The organism is Mastigocoleus testarum BC008, from assembly GCF_001456025.1.
Lineage (GTDB): Bacteria > Cyanobacteriota > Cyanobacteriia > Cyanobacteriales > Nostocaceae > Mastigocoleus > Mastigocoleus testarum.
Window position 1 is genome coordinate 81,094 of sequence record NZ_LMTZ01000110.1, and the last position, 18,109, is coordinate 99,202.

The 18,109-nt window shown below is 36.8% G+C and carries 14 protein-coding genes; 6 read left to right on the forward strand and 8 right to left on the reverse strand.

Features of this window, described 5'->3' with window-relative positions; all coding sequences use genetic code 11:
- Positions 1-35: 35 nt before the first annotated feature.
- The 3 genes from BC008_RS27420 to BC008_RS27430 all read right to left on the reverse strand — a co-directional run bounded on the left by BC008_RS27420 (position 36) and on the right by BC008_RS27430 (position 2,871).
- Positions 36-878: a tetratricopeptide repeat protein gene (locus BC008_RS27420; protein WP_027846856.1), complete on the reverse strand. Its 843-nt coding sequence runs from the start codon at positions 876-878 to the stop codon at positions 36-38.
- Positions 879-1,423: 545 nt separating this feature from the next.
- Positions 1,424-2,344: a ribonuclease D gene (locus BC008_RS27425; RefSeq protein ID WP_027846857.1), complete on the reverse strand. Its 921-nt coding sequence runs from the start codon at positions 2,342-2,344 to the stop codon at positions 1,424-1,426.
- A 326-nt stretch (positions 2,345-2,670) separates the two neighbouring features.
- Positions 2,671-2,871, reverse strand: coding sequence for a hypothetical protein (locus tag BC008_RS27430; RefSeq protein ID WP_058184057.1), 201 nt, complete (start codon positions 2,869-2,871; stop codon positions 2,671-2,673).
- Between the two features lie 273 nt (positions 2,872-3,144).
- Between BC008_RS27430 and argZ the strand changes: the two genes are divergently transcribed.
- From argZ to BC008_RS27455, 5 genes are all read left to right on the forward strand, one after another.
- The gene (gene argZ / locus BC008_RS27435; protein ID WP_027845319.1) at positions 3,145-5,256 is read left to right on the forward strand and encodes a bifunctional arginine dihydrolase/ornithine cyclodeaminase; all 2,112 of its coding nucleotides are present in this window, start codon (positions 3,145-3,147) and stop codon (positions 5,254-5,256) included.
- Positions 5,257-5,737: 481 nt separating this feature from the next.
- On the forward strand, positions 5,738-6,007 hold the full coding sequence (locus BC008_RS27440; protein ID WP_027845320.1) for a hypothetical protein: 270 nt from the start codon (positions 5,738-5,740) through the stop codon (positions 6,005-6,007).
- Between the two features lie 67 nt (positions 6,008-6,074).
- Positions 6,075-6,674, forward strand: coding sequence for a hypothetical protein (locus BC008_RS27445; RefSeq protein ID WP_027845321.1), 600 nt, complete (start codon positions 6,075-6,077; stop codon positions 6,672-6,674).
- On the forward strand, positions 6,671-7,645 hold the full coding sequence (locus tag BC008_RS27450) for a hypothetical protein (protein WP_201026095.1): 975 nt from the start codon (positions 6,671-6,673) through the stop codon (positions 7,643-7,645). The genes BC008_RS27445 and BC008_RS27450 overlap by 4 nt, the downstream gene beginning before the upstream one ends.
- Before the next feature lie 267 nt (positions 7,646-7,912).
- Entirely contained in the window at positions 7,913-8,419 is a 507-nt protein-coding gene (locus BC008_RS27455) for a DUF2085 domain-containing protein (RefSeq protein WP_036267217.1), read from the forward strand.
- Positions 8,420-8,736: 317 nt separating this feature from the next.
- Here the strand turns inward: BC008_RS27455 and BC008_RS27460 are convergent, their stop codons facing one another.
- From BC008_RS27460 to BC008_RS27480, 5 genes are all read right to left on the reverse strand, one after another.
- Positions 8,737-9,810 carry an acyltransferase family protein gene (locus BC008_RS27460; protein WP_082650513.1) on the reverse strand — a complete coding sequence of 358 codons (1,074 nt, stop codon included), beginning with the start codon at positions 9,808-9,810 and terminating at the stop codon, positions 8,737-8,739.
- 365 nt (positions 9,811-10,175) lie between these two features.
- The gene (locus BC008_RS27465; RefSeq protein ID WP_027845324.1) at positions 10,176-11,237 is read right to left on the reverse strand and encodes a glycosyltransferase family 4 protein; all 1,062 of its coding nucleotides are present in this window, start codon (positions 11,235-11,237) and stop codon (positions 10,176-10,178) included.
- Between the two features lie 460 nt (positions 11,238-11,697).
- A complete protein-coding gene (locus BC008_RS27470; protein ID WP_027845325.1) occupies positions 11,698-12,723 on the reverse strand; it encodes a hypothetical protein in 1,026 nt (341 codons plus the stop codon).
- Positions 12,724-14,313: 1,590 nt separating this feature from the next.
- Positions 14,314-15,663 (reverse strand): oligosaccharide flippase family protein, encoded by a 1,350-nt coding sequence (locus BC008_RS27475; RefSeq protein ID WP_027846646.1) that lies wholly within the window; start codon positions 15,661-15,663, stop codon positions 14,314-14,316.
- Positions 15,664-15,732: 69 nt separating this feature from the next.
- Positions 15,733-16,953: a glycosyltransferase family 4 protein gene (locus tag BC008_RS27480; protein WP_036268706.1), complete on the reverse strand. Its 1,221-nt coding sequence runs from the start codon at positions 16,951-16,953 to the stop codon at positions 15,733-15,735.
- A gap of 269 nt (positions 16,954-17,222) precedes the next feature.
- Here BC008_RS27480 and BC008_RS27485 point away from each other — a divergent pair, with 269 nt between their 5' ends.
- Positions 17,223-17,999 (forward strand): FkbM family methyltransferase, encoded by a 777-nt coding sequence (locus tag BC008_RS27485; RefSeq protein WP_036268704.1) that lies wholly within the window; start codon positions 17,223-17,225, stop codon positions 17,997-17,999.
- The last annotated feature ends 110 nt before the right edge of the window (positions 18,000-18,109 follow it).

Below are 18,109 nucleotides of genomic sequence, written 5' to 3' on the forward strand. Positions count from 1 at the left end.
CTCCTAACTCCTGACTCCTGACTTCTTACTCATCCTTAAGACTGCAAATCCCTAATATTAACCTGTACCCGTTCGTAGAGTGGTTGGTTATTTTGTTTTTCAAATAAATTCGCAGCTTGCTGTAAATCTTTAATCGCTTTTTGTTTCTCTCCCTTCACCCCATAAGCATTACCTCGATTGTTATAAGCTGCAGCAAAATTCGGACTGAGACGTACAGCTTGATTGTAATCTTCTATCGCTTTACTTATGGTTCCCAAAGCAGCATGTGCATTTCCACGGTTATTGTAAGCAACTGCATAAGTGGGATTTATTTCGATCGCTTTAGTATAATCTGCAATCGCCTCTTTTCTATTTCTCTGAGACGCCCGAGCATTACCTCGGTTATTATAAGCTTCTGCATAGTTGGGATTCAGTTTAATCGCTGTGGTGTAATCCCTGAAAGCTTTTTGATTATTTCCCTGAGCCGCATAAGCATTTCCTCGGTTATTAAATGCTTCTGCATCGTACGGATTGATACGAATCGCTAAACTATAGTCTGCGATCGCCTCTTTTTTATTACCCAAATCAAAATTGGTAAGTCCGCGACTATTGTAGACTGCGCCATAGTCAGGTTGAAGCTTAATTGCCTCATTGTAAGATGCGATCGCACCTTTTAAGTCCCCTCTAACATGCTTATACTTACCTTGAACGTAGAATTCCGTTGCGCTACCGCGTGGAACTCTAGGACTTGAAGGCTTATTTAGTTCGATTTCGGTTACTAAAACATCCTCAGTTTTACTACAAGAAACAGATGCACTAGCAACAAATAATATTGATGCAGCTAGGCAAAATATTTTTCTACAATAAATTAATTTATACCCTGAATAATATAATTTCATTTTCAATATATTTTTTTCAATATAAATAAATATATCTACACACAATATTTATATCTATTAGATTTATTTTTTAGTTATGGAGTAATAATTCAGATAGCTTTAAGCAAATAAAAATGTCTGAGTTTATTTATAATAAGTAATTTATATTTTTATTATTTGCAGAGATTTTCGTTTGAATAAATCTCATTTAAAGTAAAATTTCAGACAAAACGATAAATAGTTAAGACATAAGTATATAGGAATACAAAAACATTTTTTAATTACTTGATTTATTTATGATTTATTTCCTAGTAATATATACCATAATTAATCCATAAATTACTATGGCGTTATTATTTTATTTTTGAACATGTAATATCCGTAGGAAAGTTCCACAAAATCTACGTACAAACTCAATTTTTATGGATGATTTAGGAACGACATAGTATAGTGCTGTGGAAATAAAGCAAATATATATAAGAATTAAAAAGGGAAAATTGTAATTTTAATTGCAAGCCTAGGGTGACTAGTAATAGGGTTACTAGTAATTTTTAATTATTCTTCCCTTAATCATCTTCAGATTGGCTGTCTTGATTTTTTGGCTTCAGACGAAAATGACTAGTTTTGTCTATCTGTAGGGGTAATTGTTCAAGATTAATCCCTAAATCTTTTTGCAATTTTTGCGTTAAATTTATCGGAAAATCTAAATTAATTGCTTGATTTTCGACAAATTTAACCAGTTCTTGAAATTGCACTTTCATTGTAGTGCGTTCGTAATCAAGTAATTGAAGATGGGCTGTTTCCGACAAATTTTGTTCTTGCATTGCTGATTTCATGCGCTCTTGCAAGTGTTCGTATTCTGACTTTAGGAGTTTGAGTTGTTCTTCGACTTGGATATATCGTTCACCCAATGAGAGTAAATCTTCGCTAGCAGGACTAGGTGATATTTGTTCCATTAATTCCTGCAAGCGTAAATGAACTTGAGCCAAATAGATACAGTCAAGATAAGCGTATTCTATTTGCTCTTCACTGAGTGGTCTTTGTCCCCAATCACTACTTTGTTGTTCTTTATCTACATCTTGAAAATTACAAAGTTTTACCGCTAAAGTTTCAAGTCTATAATTAGGCAGCGGTAAAATGTAGTAAGGAATTTTTTTGGCTAATTGATAGGTACAGGTAACGTTTTTAGCTTTCTTTTTCCCTAAAAATCTTAAATCGTAGCTAGCATTATGAAATACTTTTTCGACTGCGGGATTTAGCATCACGAGTTCTATAAACTCATCAACTAATTCTGTTTTATTCAACACATCTAAAATATAAGTACATTTACCACTCAGATCGTTGGCATTATCCAAGATTTGAATTAGGGATAATTTGGGATTTCGACTCTGGTAATCAGCAACTTCCGTATCCATCCATAAAGTTTTTGAATGAGTATATTTTGTAATCAGAGAACGGATTTCACTGGCTGATGTTAGATATGGCATTTTAGGAGTTTATAAGAATTAATTACAGCGCAGTCGATTGTTCACATTAACATTTTCTTATTGCTATTATTGAGTAGATTTTGATACTAATTATCCCATTTATGTATTTTTTTTAAATTTTCATGTGCGTGTAAATACTTCGGTTTAATCCATAAATGTTATATGTTTTTCGATCCCCAGTATGTATTCCCTTCATCTCTGGGAATTTCTCCCGTACCTTTCGCACTCCCCCAGATTTCCTACACTCTTCCCATTCTTAAAAAGGATAATTAAAATCGGATTCATTATGACTCCTGACTTCTGTAGAGACGTAGCATGCTACGTCTCTACGACTCCTGACTCCTGACCCCTGACTTCTGACTCTTGACCCTGATCCCTGACTTCTGACTTCTGACTTCTGACTCCTGACTTCTGACTCCTGACTTCTGACTCCTGACTTCTGACCCTGATCCCTGACTTCTGACTCCTGACCCCTGACTTCTGACTCCTGACTTCTGACTCCTGACTTCTGACTTCTTTCTAAACATTAGAAAAGCGGTCAGCTACCGCACACAATTCTGCAATAGATGAGCGCTAATTTATAACTCTTCATCAACAATTTTTATAATTTCTCAAGTTTTCTTTTTATTCAGAGAATACATTACTAGTTGGAGTTCTCCCGATCGTAAAATAGAACATGTTTTGTATCAGTCGTAACTGCCCGCAGTGTAACTAAAGCAATACTTGCTAGTTAAATTACATCTGCGTCACTCTGTATACATTGGAAAATCGTAGCAATCAAATATTCTGGTTCAACTTTTATGAGTTCGCCGATTCGCTTTTTAATGTGTTCTCCCGAACACTATGATGTTGACTATGTCATTAACCCTTGGATGGAAGGGAATATTCACAAGTCATCGCAACAACGCGCTGTGGAACAGTGGCAGAAACTTTACCATGTTCTCAAGGATAAGGCGATAGTTGACTTGGTCCCACCGGAAAAAGGTTGGCCTGATATGGTATTTACAGCTAATGCTGGATTGGTGTTAGGTGAAAACGCAGTTTTAAGTCGCTTTTTACATAAAGAGCGCCAGGGAGAGGAACCCCATTTTAAGAAATGGTTTGAAAATAACGGTTTTACGGTCCACGAATTACCCCAAGATTTACCCTTTGAAGGTGCGGGAGATGCACTTTTAGATCGAGAAGGACGTTGGCTATGGGCGGGTTATGGTTTTCGTTCGGAGTTAGACTCCCACCCATATTTAGCTAAGTGGCTTGATATTGAAGTATTATCCTTACGACTCATTGACGAAAGATTTTATCATCTCGACACTTGTTTTTGTCCCTTAGCAAATGGCTACTTGCTTTATTATCCCGGCGCTTTTGACTCCTATTCCAACCGCTTAATTGAAATGCGAGTCGCACCGGAAAAACGCATTGCAATTAAAGAAGCAGATGCGATAAATTTTGCTTGCAATGCGGTGAACGTAGAAAGCATTGTCATCATGAATAAAGCTTCGGATAATCTCAAAGCACGTTTAGCCGAAGTTAATTTTCAAGTAATTGAAACTCCATTAACTGAATTTTTGAAAGCTGGTGGTGCAGCAAAATGTTTAACACTACGAGTAACTGAACCAGTTCGTGAAGAAATTCATGCTACCACCCAAGTAGAAAGTCGCATTATCCGTATGCAGGGACATTTACTTGATTCTGGTTTAATTAACCGTGCTTTAGATTTGATTGTAGACAATGGTGGCAGTTTCAAAGTTTTAAATTTCCATTTGGGAGAGCAAAGACAAAGTACGTCGGATGCACAAGTAAGTGTTTCTGCACCTTCCCATGAGGTTATGGAAACTATTTTCTCCCACCTAATTGATTTGGGTGCGGTGAACTTACCGGAAGATGAACGCGACGCAAAGCTCCAACCTGTCGAGCAAAATGGCGTAGCACCAGATGATTTTTATGTTAGTACCATTTATCCTACAGAAGTTCGAATCAATGGTGAATGGGTAAAGGTAAAAAATCAGCGTATGGATGGCGCGATCGCAGTTACTCAAACCCCAAAAGGTCTAGTCGCTAAATGTAAAATTCTTCGAGATTTAGAAGTAGGGGAAGAAGTAGTTGTAGATGTCCAAGGAATCCGTACCATTCGCAAAACTGAATCTCGGGAAAAACGTAATGCAGAAGAATTCAGTTTTATGTCGGCAGGTGTTTCCAGCGAACGTCGCGTAGAATTAGTTGTGGAACAAGTTGCTTGGGAATTGCGTAAAATCAGAGACACTGGTGGTAAAGTAGTTGTCACAGCAGGACCAGTAGTAATCCACACAGGTGGTGGCGAACATTTATCTCATTTGATCCGAGAAGGATATGTCCAAGCTTTACTCGGTGGAAATGCGATCGCCGTTCACGATATCGAACAATCGATAATGGGAACATCCCTTGGCGTGGATATGAGTCGGGGTATAGCGGTACGAGGCGGACATCGCCATCACCTCAAAGCAATCAATACAATTCGCGCTCACGGTAGCATCGCTAAAGCAGTAGAAGCCGGAGTTATTCCCAATGGCGTAATGTATGAGTGTGTAAAAAATAATGTACCTTTTTGCCTGGCTGGTTCTATTCGCGATGATGGTCCCCTACCGGATACCCAAATGGATCTAATCAAAGCACAAACTGAGTATGCCGAATTGCTCGAGGGGACAGAAATGATTTTAATGTTGTCCACCATGTTGCACTCTATTGGTGTGGGTAATATGACACCTGCAGGAGTAAAAATGGTTTGTGTAGATATTAACCCAGCAGTAGTAACAAAATTAAGCGATCGCGGTTCAGTAGAATCTGTTGGTGTGGTGACAGATGTAGGTTTATTCCTGAGTTTGTTGGTACAGCAGTTAGATAAGTTGACGAGTCCTTACACTGCTGAGGTGATTTAAATTTGCTTCTAGGGACGTTCCGATATGAGGTCTCCAACTCTGGGACGTCTCCCAATAAACTTGCGCTCGAAAGCTTATAAAATCCTACATTTTGATTTTGTGAGCGTCAGTTTATTTTGTTGGAGGGGAAAACCAGCCCCTCCTGGTCTGCTCTACAAAATATTTATGTTTATATTTTTGACTTGTTACTTTGTTGTATAAAATAAAACTTTAAAGTCCCAGGCAAAAGACAACAAGAACGTGTTAGATTGTATCTAGTCGGACAGCATCAGCCTAGTAATTTTAGATGCTGCTTGCACCTTATCAAGATGTAACCGAGACTATAGCTTTACGGGGTTCATTGTAATTGTGGCGAATTTTTTTGGTTTAACAAAAGTACTCTGGGGAGTTGTTAGTAGTTAATAGATTCTTTTTTTAAGTTTTTGAAACTGAACTCTTAAAGCTGAACTCTTAAACTCTGAACTTTTGAGAGAAAAAACCCATGACGCGATTTATTTTATTGGCAATTATTTCCGTGTCTGTGCTCCTAATTGCTCCCTACGTTGGGTATGCAAGAATAATAAAGGTTAAGGGAAACAAACCTCATTTTATAGATTTTAAAGGTGAGAGCGAGGAAAAATGGGAAAATTTTGAACAAGGTGAGCTACGAGAACGGCGAAAAGAGGGACGGGAGTACAGAAAAGAGCGACGAGAAAACCGAAAAGAGCGAAGAGATGAGTTCAGAGAGAACCGAGAAGAATCCTTTGAATAGTATTGAAAAAAATTGAGAATAAATTTTTTGAGAATAAATTTGAGAATATGATAACTATCATTTCATTATGTTGCCTCTCAAAGACACCAACAATCGAGGTACTTGGTTTTTAGAGCGCTTTTTAGTTCCTACAATTTTAATTCTGGTGGCTTTGCTGCAATTTTATCTCGCCCACACAGCTAATCTATCACCGTGGAAAGGTGGTGGTTTTGGTATGTTTGCAGCAGTCGATTCTCCTTCCATGCGAGTGTTAGCAGCTGAAGGTTTAGCTGAAGGTGGTCAATTGATACGTTTAGATGCTTTGGATTCCTTGGATAACTCAACAATTCGTCGCATCCTCTCCCTACCCAGACAGATTCATTTAGAACAAATTGCATCTGAGTTGATATCGGAAAAATTTGTACCTCAAAACGTCCAACGTCAAACTACCCTTGAACGACTGCGGAGAGAAAACCCGAAATTTGCTATTCAGGTTAGTGGGATCTTGCTAAAGAACCAACCGATCTATCGCCTCAAAACGCCTGAAGATCCAATTTTATTAAATGATTCAGTCAAAACCTTAAAAGCAATTCGCCTCCAATGGTGGTCTTTGCGGTTTGATAGAAATCACAATCGCTTGTTAGCTGAACCTTTAGGTGAACCTGTAGAAGCTGGAAATTGGTCATGAACCATCAACAAGTTGGACAAAAAAGAAGTCATATCCGTGGCTTTGCTGTCCGTTACCTTAATCCAATCTTCCAAGGTTTTAACAGCGCTGCACTTATAGCTGCTACACGGGTCAAGTCCATCTTAGACGACCTCCTCAATCAGCCGCGCTATCTGCTCGTTCTACGTTTGACCATCCTCCTATTTCTACTCTACGGTTCTAGTAGTGTCATCCTAGACGTTCCCTTACGAGTAATTTGTGGCTTGATGTTAATCTCACCTCCCTTACTTACTGATCGGTGGATGTGGGTAATTATTTGTGGAATGATATGGTGGGTGAACGCCACTGATTGGTTGTGGATTGATAATCATCAATTCTTGATTAGCTACTGGTGTCTTGCTTGTGCTATTGGGGTTTCTAGTAAAAATCCTGACCGTGTCTTAGCTTGGAATGGCGGTATTTTAATCGGTCTAACATTTTTGTTCGCCACTGGTTGGAAAATTTTAGCTGGAGAATATTGGGACGGGTCATTTTTGCACTATACCTTTCTTACCGATGGTCGTGTTGAAGCGATCGCAACATTTATTGGGGGACTCAACCCAGACGTTTTATCACAAAATCAGCTTTTGGAATCTACATTGAAGCTAATTCCCCAAGAAGGAGCGAAGGTAACTTTAGGTACTAGTCAAAGACTAAGAATTTTTACGTTAGCAGCTTCCTATTGGACACTTTTCATTGAAGGGATAGTAGCAGTTGCGTTTCTGCTAGGGAGAATCCATTGGCTATCCCGTTTTCGAGATTGGTTACTAATACTGTTCATTGTTACCACCTACTTCTTGCTACCAGTACTAGGATTTGCTTATGTCTTGGTAATTATGGGGTTAGCTCAGTGTCCTGCTAAGCATATCCGGGTACGAACGACCTATCTTTGCTTATTTGGACTACTACAGTTAGCCCGTCTTCCCTGGGAAAATCTGATGTTGAGATATTGACCCAAGTTTGTAGCTGTGCTTTAGCACCGCAGCTTAATTTTTTAGCTTGAGCCACTCTCCGCAATAAATTGACGGAGACTTAGGCATTATACCAACTCAATAAATCATTGCAACGTCTCTACATAAATCTATCTGTCTCATTATTTTTCTAAATTGGTATCAGATGGATAGGAAATAAATGGTAAATTTGGTTCAACTTCCTTAACAATTTTCCATAAACTGTTAAAATTTTTAAAAAATAGAATTTAAATTTTACTCAAACCAAAAATGCTGCAGGGAATAACTTTCAGAAAGCAAATAGAAACCGTTAACTGGGTTAGCTTTATCGCAGATTTTCTCCTAACGGGTATGGTAGTTGGTCCTCTGGCTGCTCCTTTTCTAGCTGCTTCAGGTGTGACAAAGTTACCCATAATTGCAGAGATTATTTATTTTATGGGTCATCACGTGTGCCCACAACCAGAAATGGGGATAGCTCTTAAATCTCCTTTCCTTATGGCTGTATGTATGCGCTGTTACGGAACTATCACCGGCTTATTACTTACACGCTTGCAGTATATACCTACAAGAGGTCAGGGTTTTTATTGGTTACATCAATACGGATGGATTGGTGCAGCAGGAGCTAGCACCTTAATGATGGCGTATCCCTTAGAACTAGCAGCAGAAGTGTTTGGGTGGTGGAACTTTAATAATTACGTGGTGTTCTTATTCGGTTTAATTACAGGTTTAGCCTGGGGGTTATTCACTATGCCAATATTACATAATAATCAGAAGTGAGCGCTCTAAGAGGGGAAGTCATTAGCGTACTGTAGGTAGCGCAGCTAGAGCTTTTATGGCGTCGACGTTAGACTAAGCGCGTGTCCGTAGGACATAAGTTAAAACAGACTGCGCCTTTGGCGTTAACAGAGTGGGGCTTTAGCACAGCAAAATTAATTAAAACCCCTCCCAGCAAATGAAACTAGCGCATTTTATGACTTTGGCTAAAAGCTCTGCTGTGTAAGGGTTTAAAAATATGCTAGTTAAAAGTTTCAATTTTTCAATTTTTCCATACCTAAATACAATCAATAAAACTATATTGATAGATATGCATGTAGTTATCTGGCTTTTAGTTGGCGTAGAGTGAACAAATATTGGAAATTAAGCTTTTGACAAATATCATTTAAAGCAATTGGTGCATAGATACTGATAGCAACTCCCAAAACTATATGGGCGATCGGTTCATTCAGTCCAAAGCCTTTGCTCAAAATTATTCTTAAAACAGATGCAAAAATGCTATGGGCGACAAAAATTTCTAGAGATAAAGTTCCCCATCTAGAAAGGAAAGGTAAGATACTTAAGTTCGCCAAGATATTTGCCAAAACAACCGAAGCAAGAATTCCAACAGCTGCGACCAAAGGAACAGTTGCGATATTTTCAGTCATCCTAAAGCTTGTAGCTATACCTAATGCTAAATACCCACCTAAAGCAATTGACCACAATATAAGATGACTCAATCGATTTTTCGCAGCAAGTAAATCATGATGATCTATATATTTACCGATAATTATTCCCAGCGCCAAATATAAGGCATAACGACGTGCTAAATATAATATACCCCAGGGTCCAAAACTCACATCCAAAACATGCAAGCAATACACCCCAACAGAGATGGCAAAAAAGACTGCGGGCGTTACTTTCAGCTTATATAACACGCCATACAACAGCATAATTACAAACAGTGTATAAAGAAACCAAAACTGCATTTGGGGTTGATAAACTATTTTCCAAATATCAGTAAGGGATAAATCACTGTTCGTATAATTGGATGCTATGTACTGCAGTATACTTTGGAATATGGACCAAACAAAATACGGATAGGCTATTACATAAACTTTATCTAGGATAAACGTTTTAAACGGTTTAGATAATGATCGCTGAACAAACAAGCCCGAAATAAAAAAGAATAGGGGCATATGAAAAGCATAAATCCAGTGATCGATAAATTCTAAGGTTGGAGAATTAGGAATAATTGAACTGTTAATTAAACCCCTGAGGACATGTCCAACTGCAACTAAAAAAATACCAATACCTTTTGCATAATCAACCCAGAGCAAACGTTTTTGTTTCCGTTGTTTTCCCGAATTGAACTGTGATGATGCTAATTCTCTTGAAGATGCTTCCCGAGCCATGTAAAAAAATCAATTTACTTTATCAACTAATAAGGCAAACAAAACCAACTTATGAGAATCCAATACTATGAGATACAGGATTACGAAGTAAGATAACTATTAAATTAAAAACCTTTATTTAATTACTTTTCAGTTTCTTTTTTCAGTTTCTTATCGTTGGTAAGTAAAGCGTTTTTTAGTCTCGAAGCTGATTATAGAATCATCGTATTACATAAAATATGAAAATTACATAAAGCACAAAAGTAATACAAAGCATGAAATCGATACCGATTACACAAAATGCATTACCGAAGAAACTATAATTTTTGGTTTACGAAAAAATTAAAAAATAAAAATCAAATATAAATTTGCATTACTTTAGGACTTTACTTTTCAAAGGCAGTAATTTGTTCCACGAAAGATTGAACATATTTACGGTGGTTATATTTTTCTATCATCAGTTGATAGCCTCGTTCGGCTTGGACTCGGGCTTGTTTGGGGTTATTTAGTAACTTGAGAATCACTTGGCGTAATTGTTCGTCATCTTCAGCATCAACCCCAAGCACTACTCCACTGTCAATCAGGTCTTGGATGATTCCCGGACAACGAGTAATGACAACAGGTCGACGACAAGCAAGTGCTTCAAACATAGTAGTTAATCCAGCTTGATAATTGTTTTCAAACAAACTTACAACAGCTAGATCGCAATCGCGATAAAGTTGCAATAAGTCTCCCCAATCATAAGCATGACAAGACATGTTACCCGGTAAAACTTCCGGGAAAGCTCGCTTGCACGCAGCTGCATTCGGTGAAACCGCACAAATTTTGACATCAAGATCCAAATCGTGGGTTGCTTTAGCTAAAGTACAATAGTCGCGTTTTTCTAGTCCTCCACTAGCAATCAAAGGGCGTCGTTTATTCTGAGAAATCGATCCAGGTTTAAAGAAAGATATATCCGTAGGTTGTTCTAAAAACAAGCAGATGCGATTTTGTGGCAAATTCAGATATTCACTCAGAAAATTTGCTTGAGAAGGAGTGTAAGTCATAAACAAATCAACACGTTTACTCATCTCCAGCATTTTTAACGCGAAACGAGATCTTGGACGGTTGACATTGTGAACAAAAACTATTATCTTTGGTTTCTCTTGCTTACTGCTACAAAGAGTTGCAACTGGAAATCCCACATCCTCACCAGCACAGAAAATTACATCTTTGCTTCCAAGATTGTGCGCTAATCGACGTGCTAGTGCCCAATGTTGTGGACTACTGATAACCTTGGCGCGTACCTTATCTAGAGGTAAAACCTCTTCTGTACCTGGTTGATAAACAGTTGCTCTTAAAGTTTGACTTATATCCCACATTACGTGGCAAGGGCGTTTTCCTGCTTGGGCATTTTGATGTATCCCCTCGAGGTCAAACTGCCGGCTAAGTGCAATATGGTATTTCAAAACGATTTCCTAGCTGATTTATTGAGCATTATATTATTCTGCTAATAATAAGTTCTAGAGTCTATTTTTGTAAAAAGAAAATGTAAAGTCTTTGCCTGTAAAAACAGACTTTATATAAATTTTCTTTTGTGAAATTATATTTAATTAACTTTAAACATAAAAATAATTTACTATAATCTGACCGCAGACTCGCAACCAGATATAGTAATTTTAAATCATCGTATCATCGTTAATTTTACAGATATTGTTGATTACGATCGCTTGTATATTAATATTATATGCTAGTGCGTTATGGCGCGGTGATAAAGGTAACTAAAAAAACATTATCTTCATATCCAACACACCCTTCTTTAGAGTTTATTTATACACATTATTTATAGACATCTTCTAAGTTATCAACTATTAATCAAACCTTTGCACATAATAAATAACAAAATTTGACAAATAAAATTTGAAAATATCAACCAAAGGCAAGATCGAAATTACGGATACTCTTGTGCAGAATATGAGCCTTTTGTCCATCTATAATTCCACTTGTGATTAATTTCTCTAACTTGGAACGAAATTCTGAATAATGTTCTGCAGTATATTTACCACAGTAAGTAACTCGATTCGATTTATCTGTAATACCTTTTTCTAACACATCTAAAGTTGGCACAGAATATGACCACTCTGATGGATCGAATACATCAATTAACAATCTAATTAACAAAATTCGGAAATAATCGTCTTCAAAAGGACCATTACTCTTTTGAAACCAACGGTAGGTGCAAATTACATAGTTAAAATGGATAAATCCCCATTCCTGTTTGTGACGATCTATTTTATCGGGTTCTGTTTGACATTGGGGGTAAAGCATTGTATCAAATGTATGTGCTTTACCGTTAATTACATCGTTATGACCTCGATGTTTCCAAGGTTGGAATTGACGTGCCCAGCTAATATCAAATATTATTTCCCAAGTTGCAGTTAGATGATCTATCCCCTGTTCTTTATACCAGCAATCCCATACGGGACTAACTCCTAAACACATCAAATTACGTTGAACACAAGTCTGGTAGTGAGTTTTCATAAAATCATCTTTGGTAACAAATAAATCAGCATCATGCAATAAAGCATGAGTACTAACACTCGCATTTATACCTCTAATAATTTGTAACCAATGATTATTGTGGGGATTGTTTTGATAAAGAGAAATTAGCTGTTCTATAGGATTAGGATTAATTAAACGAATTGGACTGATATCAAATTTTGTTTTCCATTCATTAAAACATTCAGTAAAACCACTCACTTTACGATCAGGGATTACAAGAGTTTCAACTAGACCTTCAGAGTCCTGAGTAGCAGATACTTCTAAAGCAATTTTTAGGAAGACCGGTAAATCACCAGGGACTGGAAGTAAAATCGTGTAACCATCAATGGGTTTTTTGACAGATCTATTCCACTGAATATAAGACCATTTGGATAAAGTTGGTATTTTTAGCATGATAATTCCCTTACAAAATACTTGGTGCTTTTTGTAGTGAGTCTAAAATTTATTTCTAGCGACAGGGCTAACTTAGCTCGTATGATCTTGATTTTTTATCATCGGAATTTTATTAAAAGTATGCACAAGTGTTATGAAGGTATTTTTTTGGACGCTTTGTACTACAGAATTTAAATCAAATATGAATTTTGATTTTCTATTCGTTATGTGAGTAGTTCAAAGATATAAGTAAGGTCTTTACTTATTTCAACTTCAAACTCCCATAGCAAACTATATATAATCAAGTTCGATATACGAAGAAATTTTAAGTATATGCCATTAGACTTATTGCTTGAGATATCCCAATTCTCCAAAAAGGAGGTAGTAATTAAGCAGTAAATGTCATAACAAAAAACGTAATGCTACGTAGTCCCAAATCAATACAATCCTGAATAAATAATTTCTAACAAATAGAACTTTCAAGTGTTATCTGTTTTCAGGAATAACATTGGACTCCTAAAATTCATAACATGACTATCTCGGAAGTTAATATCAATGCTTATTGAATGATTGGGTAAACAATATTAGTGACAAGGTATTACTAGAAAGTTTACTGACATAGAAATAATAATCGCAGTCACTATTTACACAAGTAATTAATGTTACTGTGAGTGTACTTTTTAGTTAGTAACATTGTTCAGTACCTTATTGAGTTGCATAGTACACTATTTTTCTCTATTTGTTAAATTTTTAGTCAACTTATCGGATAGGAATTACCGACTAGCTCTTATTTTGAAATATTTGTCAAGCTGTAAATATCAGGCACTTTAGCGCTAATTTATTTTCATTTTTCTCTTTGATTTATCATGTAAATTTAATTACTGACTTCAAGCAATTAATCTAAATCATCCTTAAATAAGTATTTTGTTGATTGAATTCAAATCAAGCTAGTTGAGCGGATTTAAACAGAAAATAATTTATGAAGTTGCTATTACTTGTTTCCATAATAGTTTTATTTTTTACTCAAAGGGTAAGTATATAAACATAAATCAAGTTATATGCAGGAATATATTTACAAGTAAATATTAATTCATTATAAAAAATACTGTAAACATTTTAAATATATAAATCTTCAAGTATGTGACTTCAAGCATTCCTAGATATTTTATGGACTACGCAATAAGGTTAGGAAATTGGTAAATCTCGTTTGTTTGTCCTACAGATCCGCTAACGTCGTAAATGCGCTAAAAGCTACGAGTTTTAGCTTTTCTTAGCTAGCTATAGGTATTGGATCTTATACCAAGTTCGATTTTTAAAACCCCTTTATATTCTTTGGGATTTTTCCCCATACTTCCCACACTTCCCTCTCTCATTCTAAAAAGGGGTAATTAACCCGGACATTAGCCAATGTCTTCCGGTGTAAGCGCAGAAGAGCTATACCTACTTGAACGAAAAGAAAAGGTAGGCTGCTTGTTAAAAAAAATGGGTCTAAAAAAATGGGTCTATCACGACCCAGCATTTCATATATATTTAGAATATTTGGATTTATCCAATTGGTAATATATTGTAATTTTTATTTTCAGGGCTAAAATTCTTATTATTGATGAGAATTCAACTGAATCCTGGGATTGCTTGAATCGGTAAGCCCAAACCCAAATACATCCGAATTAATATAAGCAGAGTAAGGGTTCCGACAAAAAGAGCTGTCGCCCAAATATCCTGGATAATGCATAAAAGCTTTTCTTGCCAAAGACCGTATATATTCACCAAATACAACGGTAAATCACTCATAGCAATTACAACTATTACTCCCAAGCTACCAACAAAGTTAAATGCTAAAGGTAATCCAAAGCTAATCATGAGAAACCTAACAAAATTACTTTGGGCTGAATATAAAGGTTTACCAATTGCTAGCAAAGCAGAACTGTTAGTATAAAATAAAACAGAAAACCAAATACCTGTACATAAAATTGGCATCATCCAAGTAGCTTGAATATACCTATCGTCGTAGAGTCCCTTAATAACTAAATCCCCGACACTTACCAGACCGGCTAAAAATAGTGCAAATCCTATCAGTATTTTGCGGCGCTGATAGAGAATTTTTGCTCTTAGAGTTGCTCTGGGTAGATCCTTATGTCTCGAAATCGTCGGGAAAATAACTCGGTTACCTAGTTTTTTAATGATTTCTCGTGGCATCGCAGCCAAAGTATAAGCTACCGTATAAACACCCAACATTTGGAAAGATAGTAACTTACCTAAAATTAGACGGTCAGCTTGTTCTGCAAGAAACATTAATGCTGTTGCCACAAACATCCATCTTCCAAAAGATAAAATCTCTTTAAGGGCTCTTTTATCCCAACAAATGCGGTTACGAAACTTGTTACTTAATTGATGTGAAACCACCATTCGAAATAGGTGCAAAGAAACTCCACCAATAGCCAAAGACCAAATGTTTGGTTTGTACCAAGCTAAAGCCAACATTACACCCATTGAAAAAACCTGGGCGCTCAGGTCAAATAGCATTAGTTTGTCCAAAGCCAACTGTCGGTTAAGTACGGATAAATTGGTGGAAGCAAAACCAGACAAAACTGAAGAAAAACCAACAAACGGAAGTAACCACAACAACCGCTCATCTTCGTAAAACTGAGCAGCAGGTACGGTAATAACTAAGCAAATTAACCATAAAACAAAGCCCCGAATAATTTGAATTGTCCAAGCAGTATTCAAAAATTCAGGTTCTTCACCTTTGGAGTTAGAAACAATGCTCTGACCGATACCAACATCGGAAAATAGCTCTAAACTAATTAATAATGTGTTGACAACAGCCATCAGACCGAAAAATTCCGGTACTAGTAGGCGAGTCAAAATAATATTATTAACAAATCTGAGACCTTGGGAGAATCCAAAACCAGCTATTGTCCAAAATGCGCCTTTATAGGCAAGCTTTTTAATCGATGTCATATTTTGTTGTTATAGTTATCTGACCAGTTAAAGCTCTGGTTTTATTGTTACTTACCCATCATTGATTGCTCAGAGATTGCCGAGTGTTTTGGAATAAGAATGGAATAGTTCAACTAATTTATCAGCTTCTCGTCCAATATTGTGTCTGAGAAATACTGACTCCGATCCTGCTCGACCCATTTTTGCCAAATCTTCTGCTGGTAACACCAGAGCACTTCGAATGGCGTTCTTAAGTTCTTCTATGGAACCTGCTGGAACTAACCAACCATTAACCCCATGATTCACCAGTTCTGGAATACCTGCAACATAAGTACTGATGACCGGACGTCCCAATGCTAATGCTTCCATAATCACAACTGGTAAGCCTTCTGCAAAACTTGGTAACACTAAAACTCGAGCATTCGCAATATGATTTTTGACTTCTTCACCGCTAGCCCATCCAGTAATTGTCACCTGTTCTTCCAATCCATATTCTGCAATTAAGGCTTCAACTTCCGGTCGCAGTTCCCCATCACCGACCAAAGTTAATTTGCACTTTTTACCTTCCTGTGACAATTGGCCCACTGCTTGCAATAATAGTAACTGTCCCTTCTGTTCGCATAAGCGCCCAACACAGGTTAAATGTGGTTCAGGGGAAATATCCTTAACTGTTTGATTCAAAAAGTTTTCATCGACTCCACAATGAACAACATGAATTTTTGACCATTGCTTATAGTCGCACCACCGATAAAGCTGACTTTTACCAAAAGAGCAAATAGCAACAACAAAGCTTGCTCGATTAATCTTTTGTGCGATCGCTAAATCCTTAATTCGATCAAATTCTTCTGGACCGTGAACCGTAAAACTATAGGGGGGACCACCCAAAGCATTACATAACATCGCAACTGTGGCTGAGTTGGTTCCAAAATGGACGTGAAGATGGTCAATATCTGCCTTTTGCAGCCACCCAAGTAAAACACAGGCTTCAGCAAAGTAGATGAAATGGTAAAAAATGCCTCGCTGTGAGCTTCTACCAATGTTTATTGCTAACCATAAAGATTTCAACCAAGGAATAGGAGCTTTGAGGGCTACTGTAAATAGCTGTATCAATAAGCCTTTAGCACCGGCATTTAAAATAATTTTTGTTTTTTGAAATTCACTTTTATCATCGGGGTCTATGAGTTCGGACTCGCATTGTCTGACCGAAAATCTTTCTACTGTTAATCCTGATTTTTCAACAGCAGCAATTTCCCGACGAATAAAACTATGGCTGACTTTAGGATATTGATTAACTAAATAAGCTATTTTCATCATCACCTTTAGATGCACACATTAGGCTATTCTTCCCTCTTTCTCCACATTTAAGTTGACTTAGTGCTTACAATTAAAAGCCATATAGTTTTATAATACGCTCGGCATTAAGTTGAAATATTTGCTTACTGACAACTTATTACAATACGGTTATTTGCCGTGTAGCTATTCTTTTGCAAGAATCAGTAACTCATATTGGATTCTAGAACGTACTCGATTGTATTTGTTTGTATTTTTAGTAAAGTTCTACAAAATATATTAGGTTTTGTATGTTTAAAGAGTATTTAGCCCATCTGGTTATTGATACTCCATTGGAGTCAAGTGCTCGGTTTGCTCGTCTCTTAACGTTATCGCTGCAGCGGCGAAAACATCCAGAGCTCAAAGAGCTTTACCTAGAGTCAGCCCGCATTGAACAATTACTGAAAAAGATAATTAGCAGTTCATCAAATTGTATCGATGTTGGTTGTCACCTTGGCTCCGTACTAGCAAGTATCAGAAAGATTTCACCCCAAGGTAATCATATTGCAATCGAGCCAATTCCTTATAAAGCGAACTGGTTACGGAAAAAATTTCCCGATGTTGAAATCATGCAAATTGCCCTTAGCGATACAACAGGAGAACAAGAGTTTTTTGTACAACCGCATCGTTCTGGTTACAGTGGACTACGACTACATAAAAGCAATGGAAAAGTGGAGCACTTACAAGTTAAATGTCAGCGCTTGGATAACATAGTACCCCAAGACCGCCCTATTCACTTTATCAAAATAGATGTTGAAGGTGGAGAACTTGCCGCATTACGTGGTGCACCAAGAATATTAGAAGACTTTCATCCTCCGATACTATTTGAATGTACGCAAAGTGGATTAACTGCCTTTGACATTAGACCTAAAGATATTTATGAATTTTTGGTAAAGGAGCATTCCTACTCAGTGTATTTAATCAAAGATTGGCTAGTTGATAATGAATCTCTATCTTATGAGGATTTCTTTCAAGCCATGCAATATCCGTTCAAAGCATTTAATTTTTTGGCATTTAAAAAAAATTAAATGAAGCCGAATAAATTAAGGAACTCACACTCCTATTATACCAATTCTCTATGAAGATGCATATAATAATGCTTCATAAAATAGAGCTTCAAGGATAAAATCATAGCTTG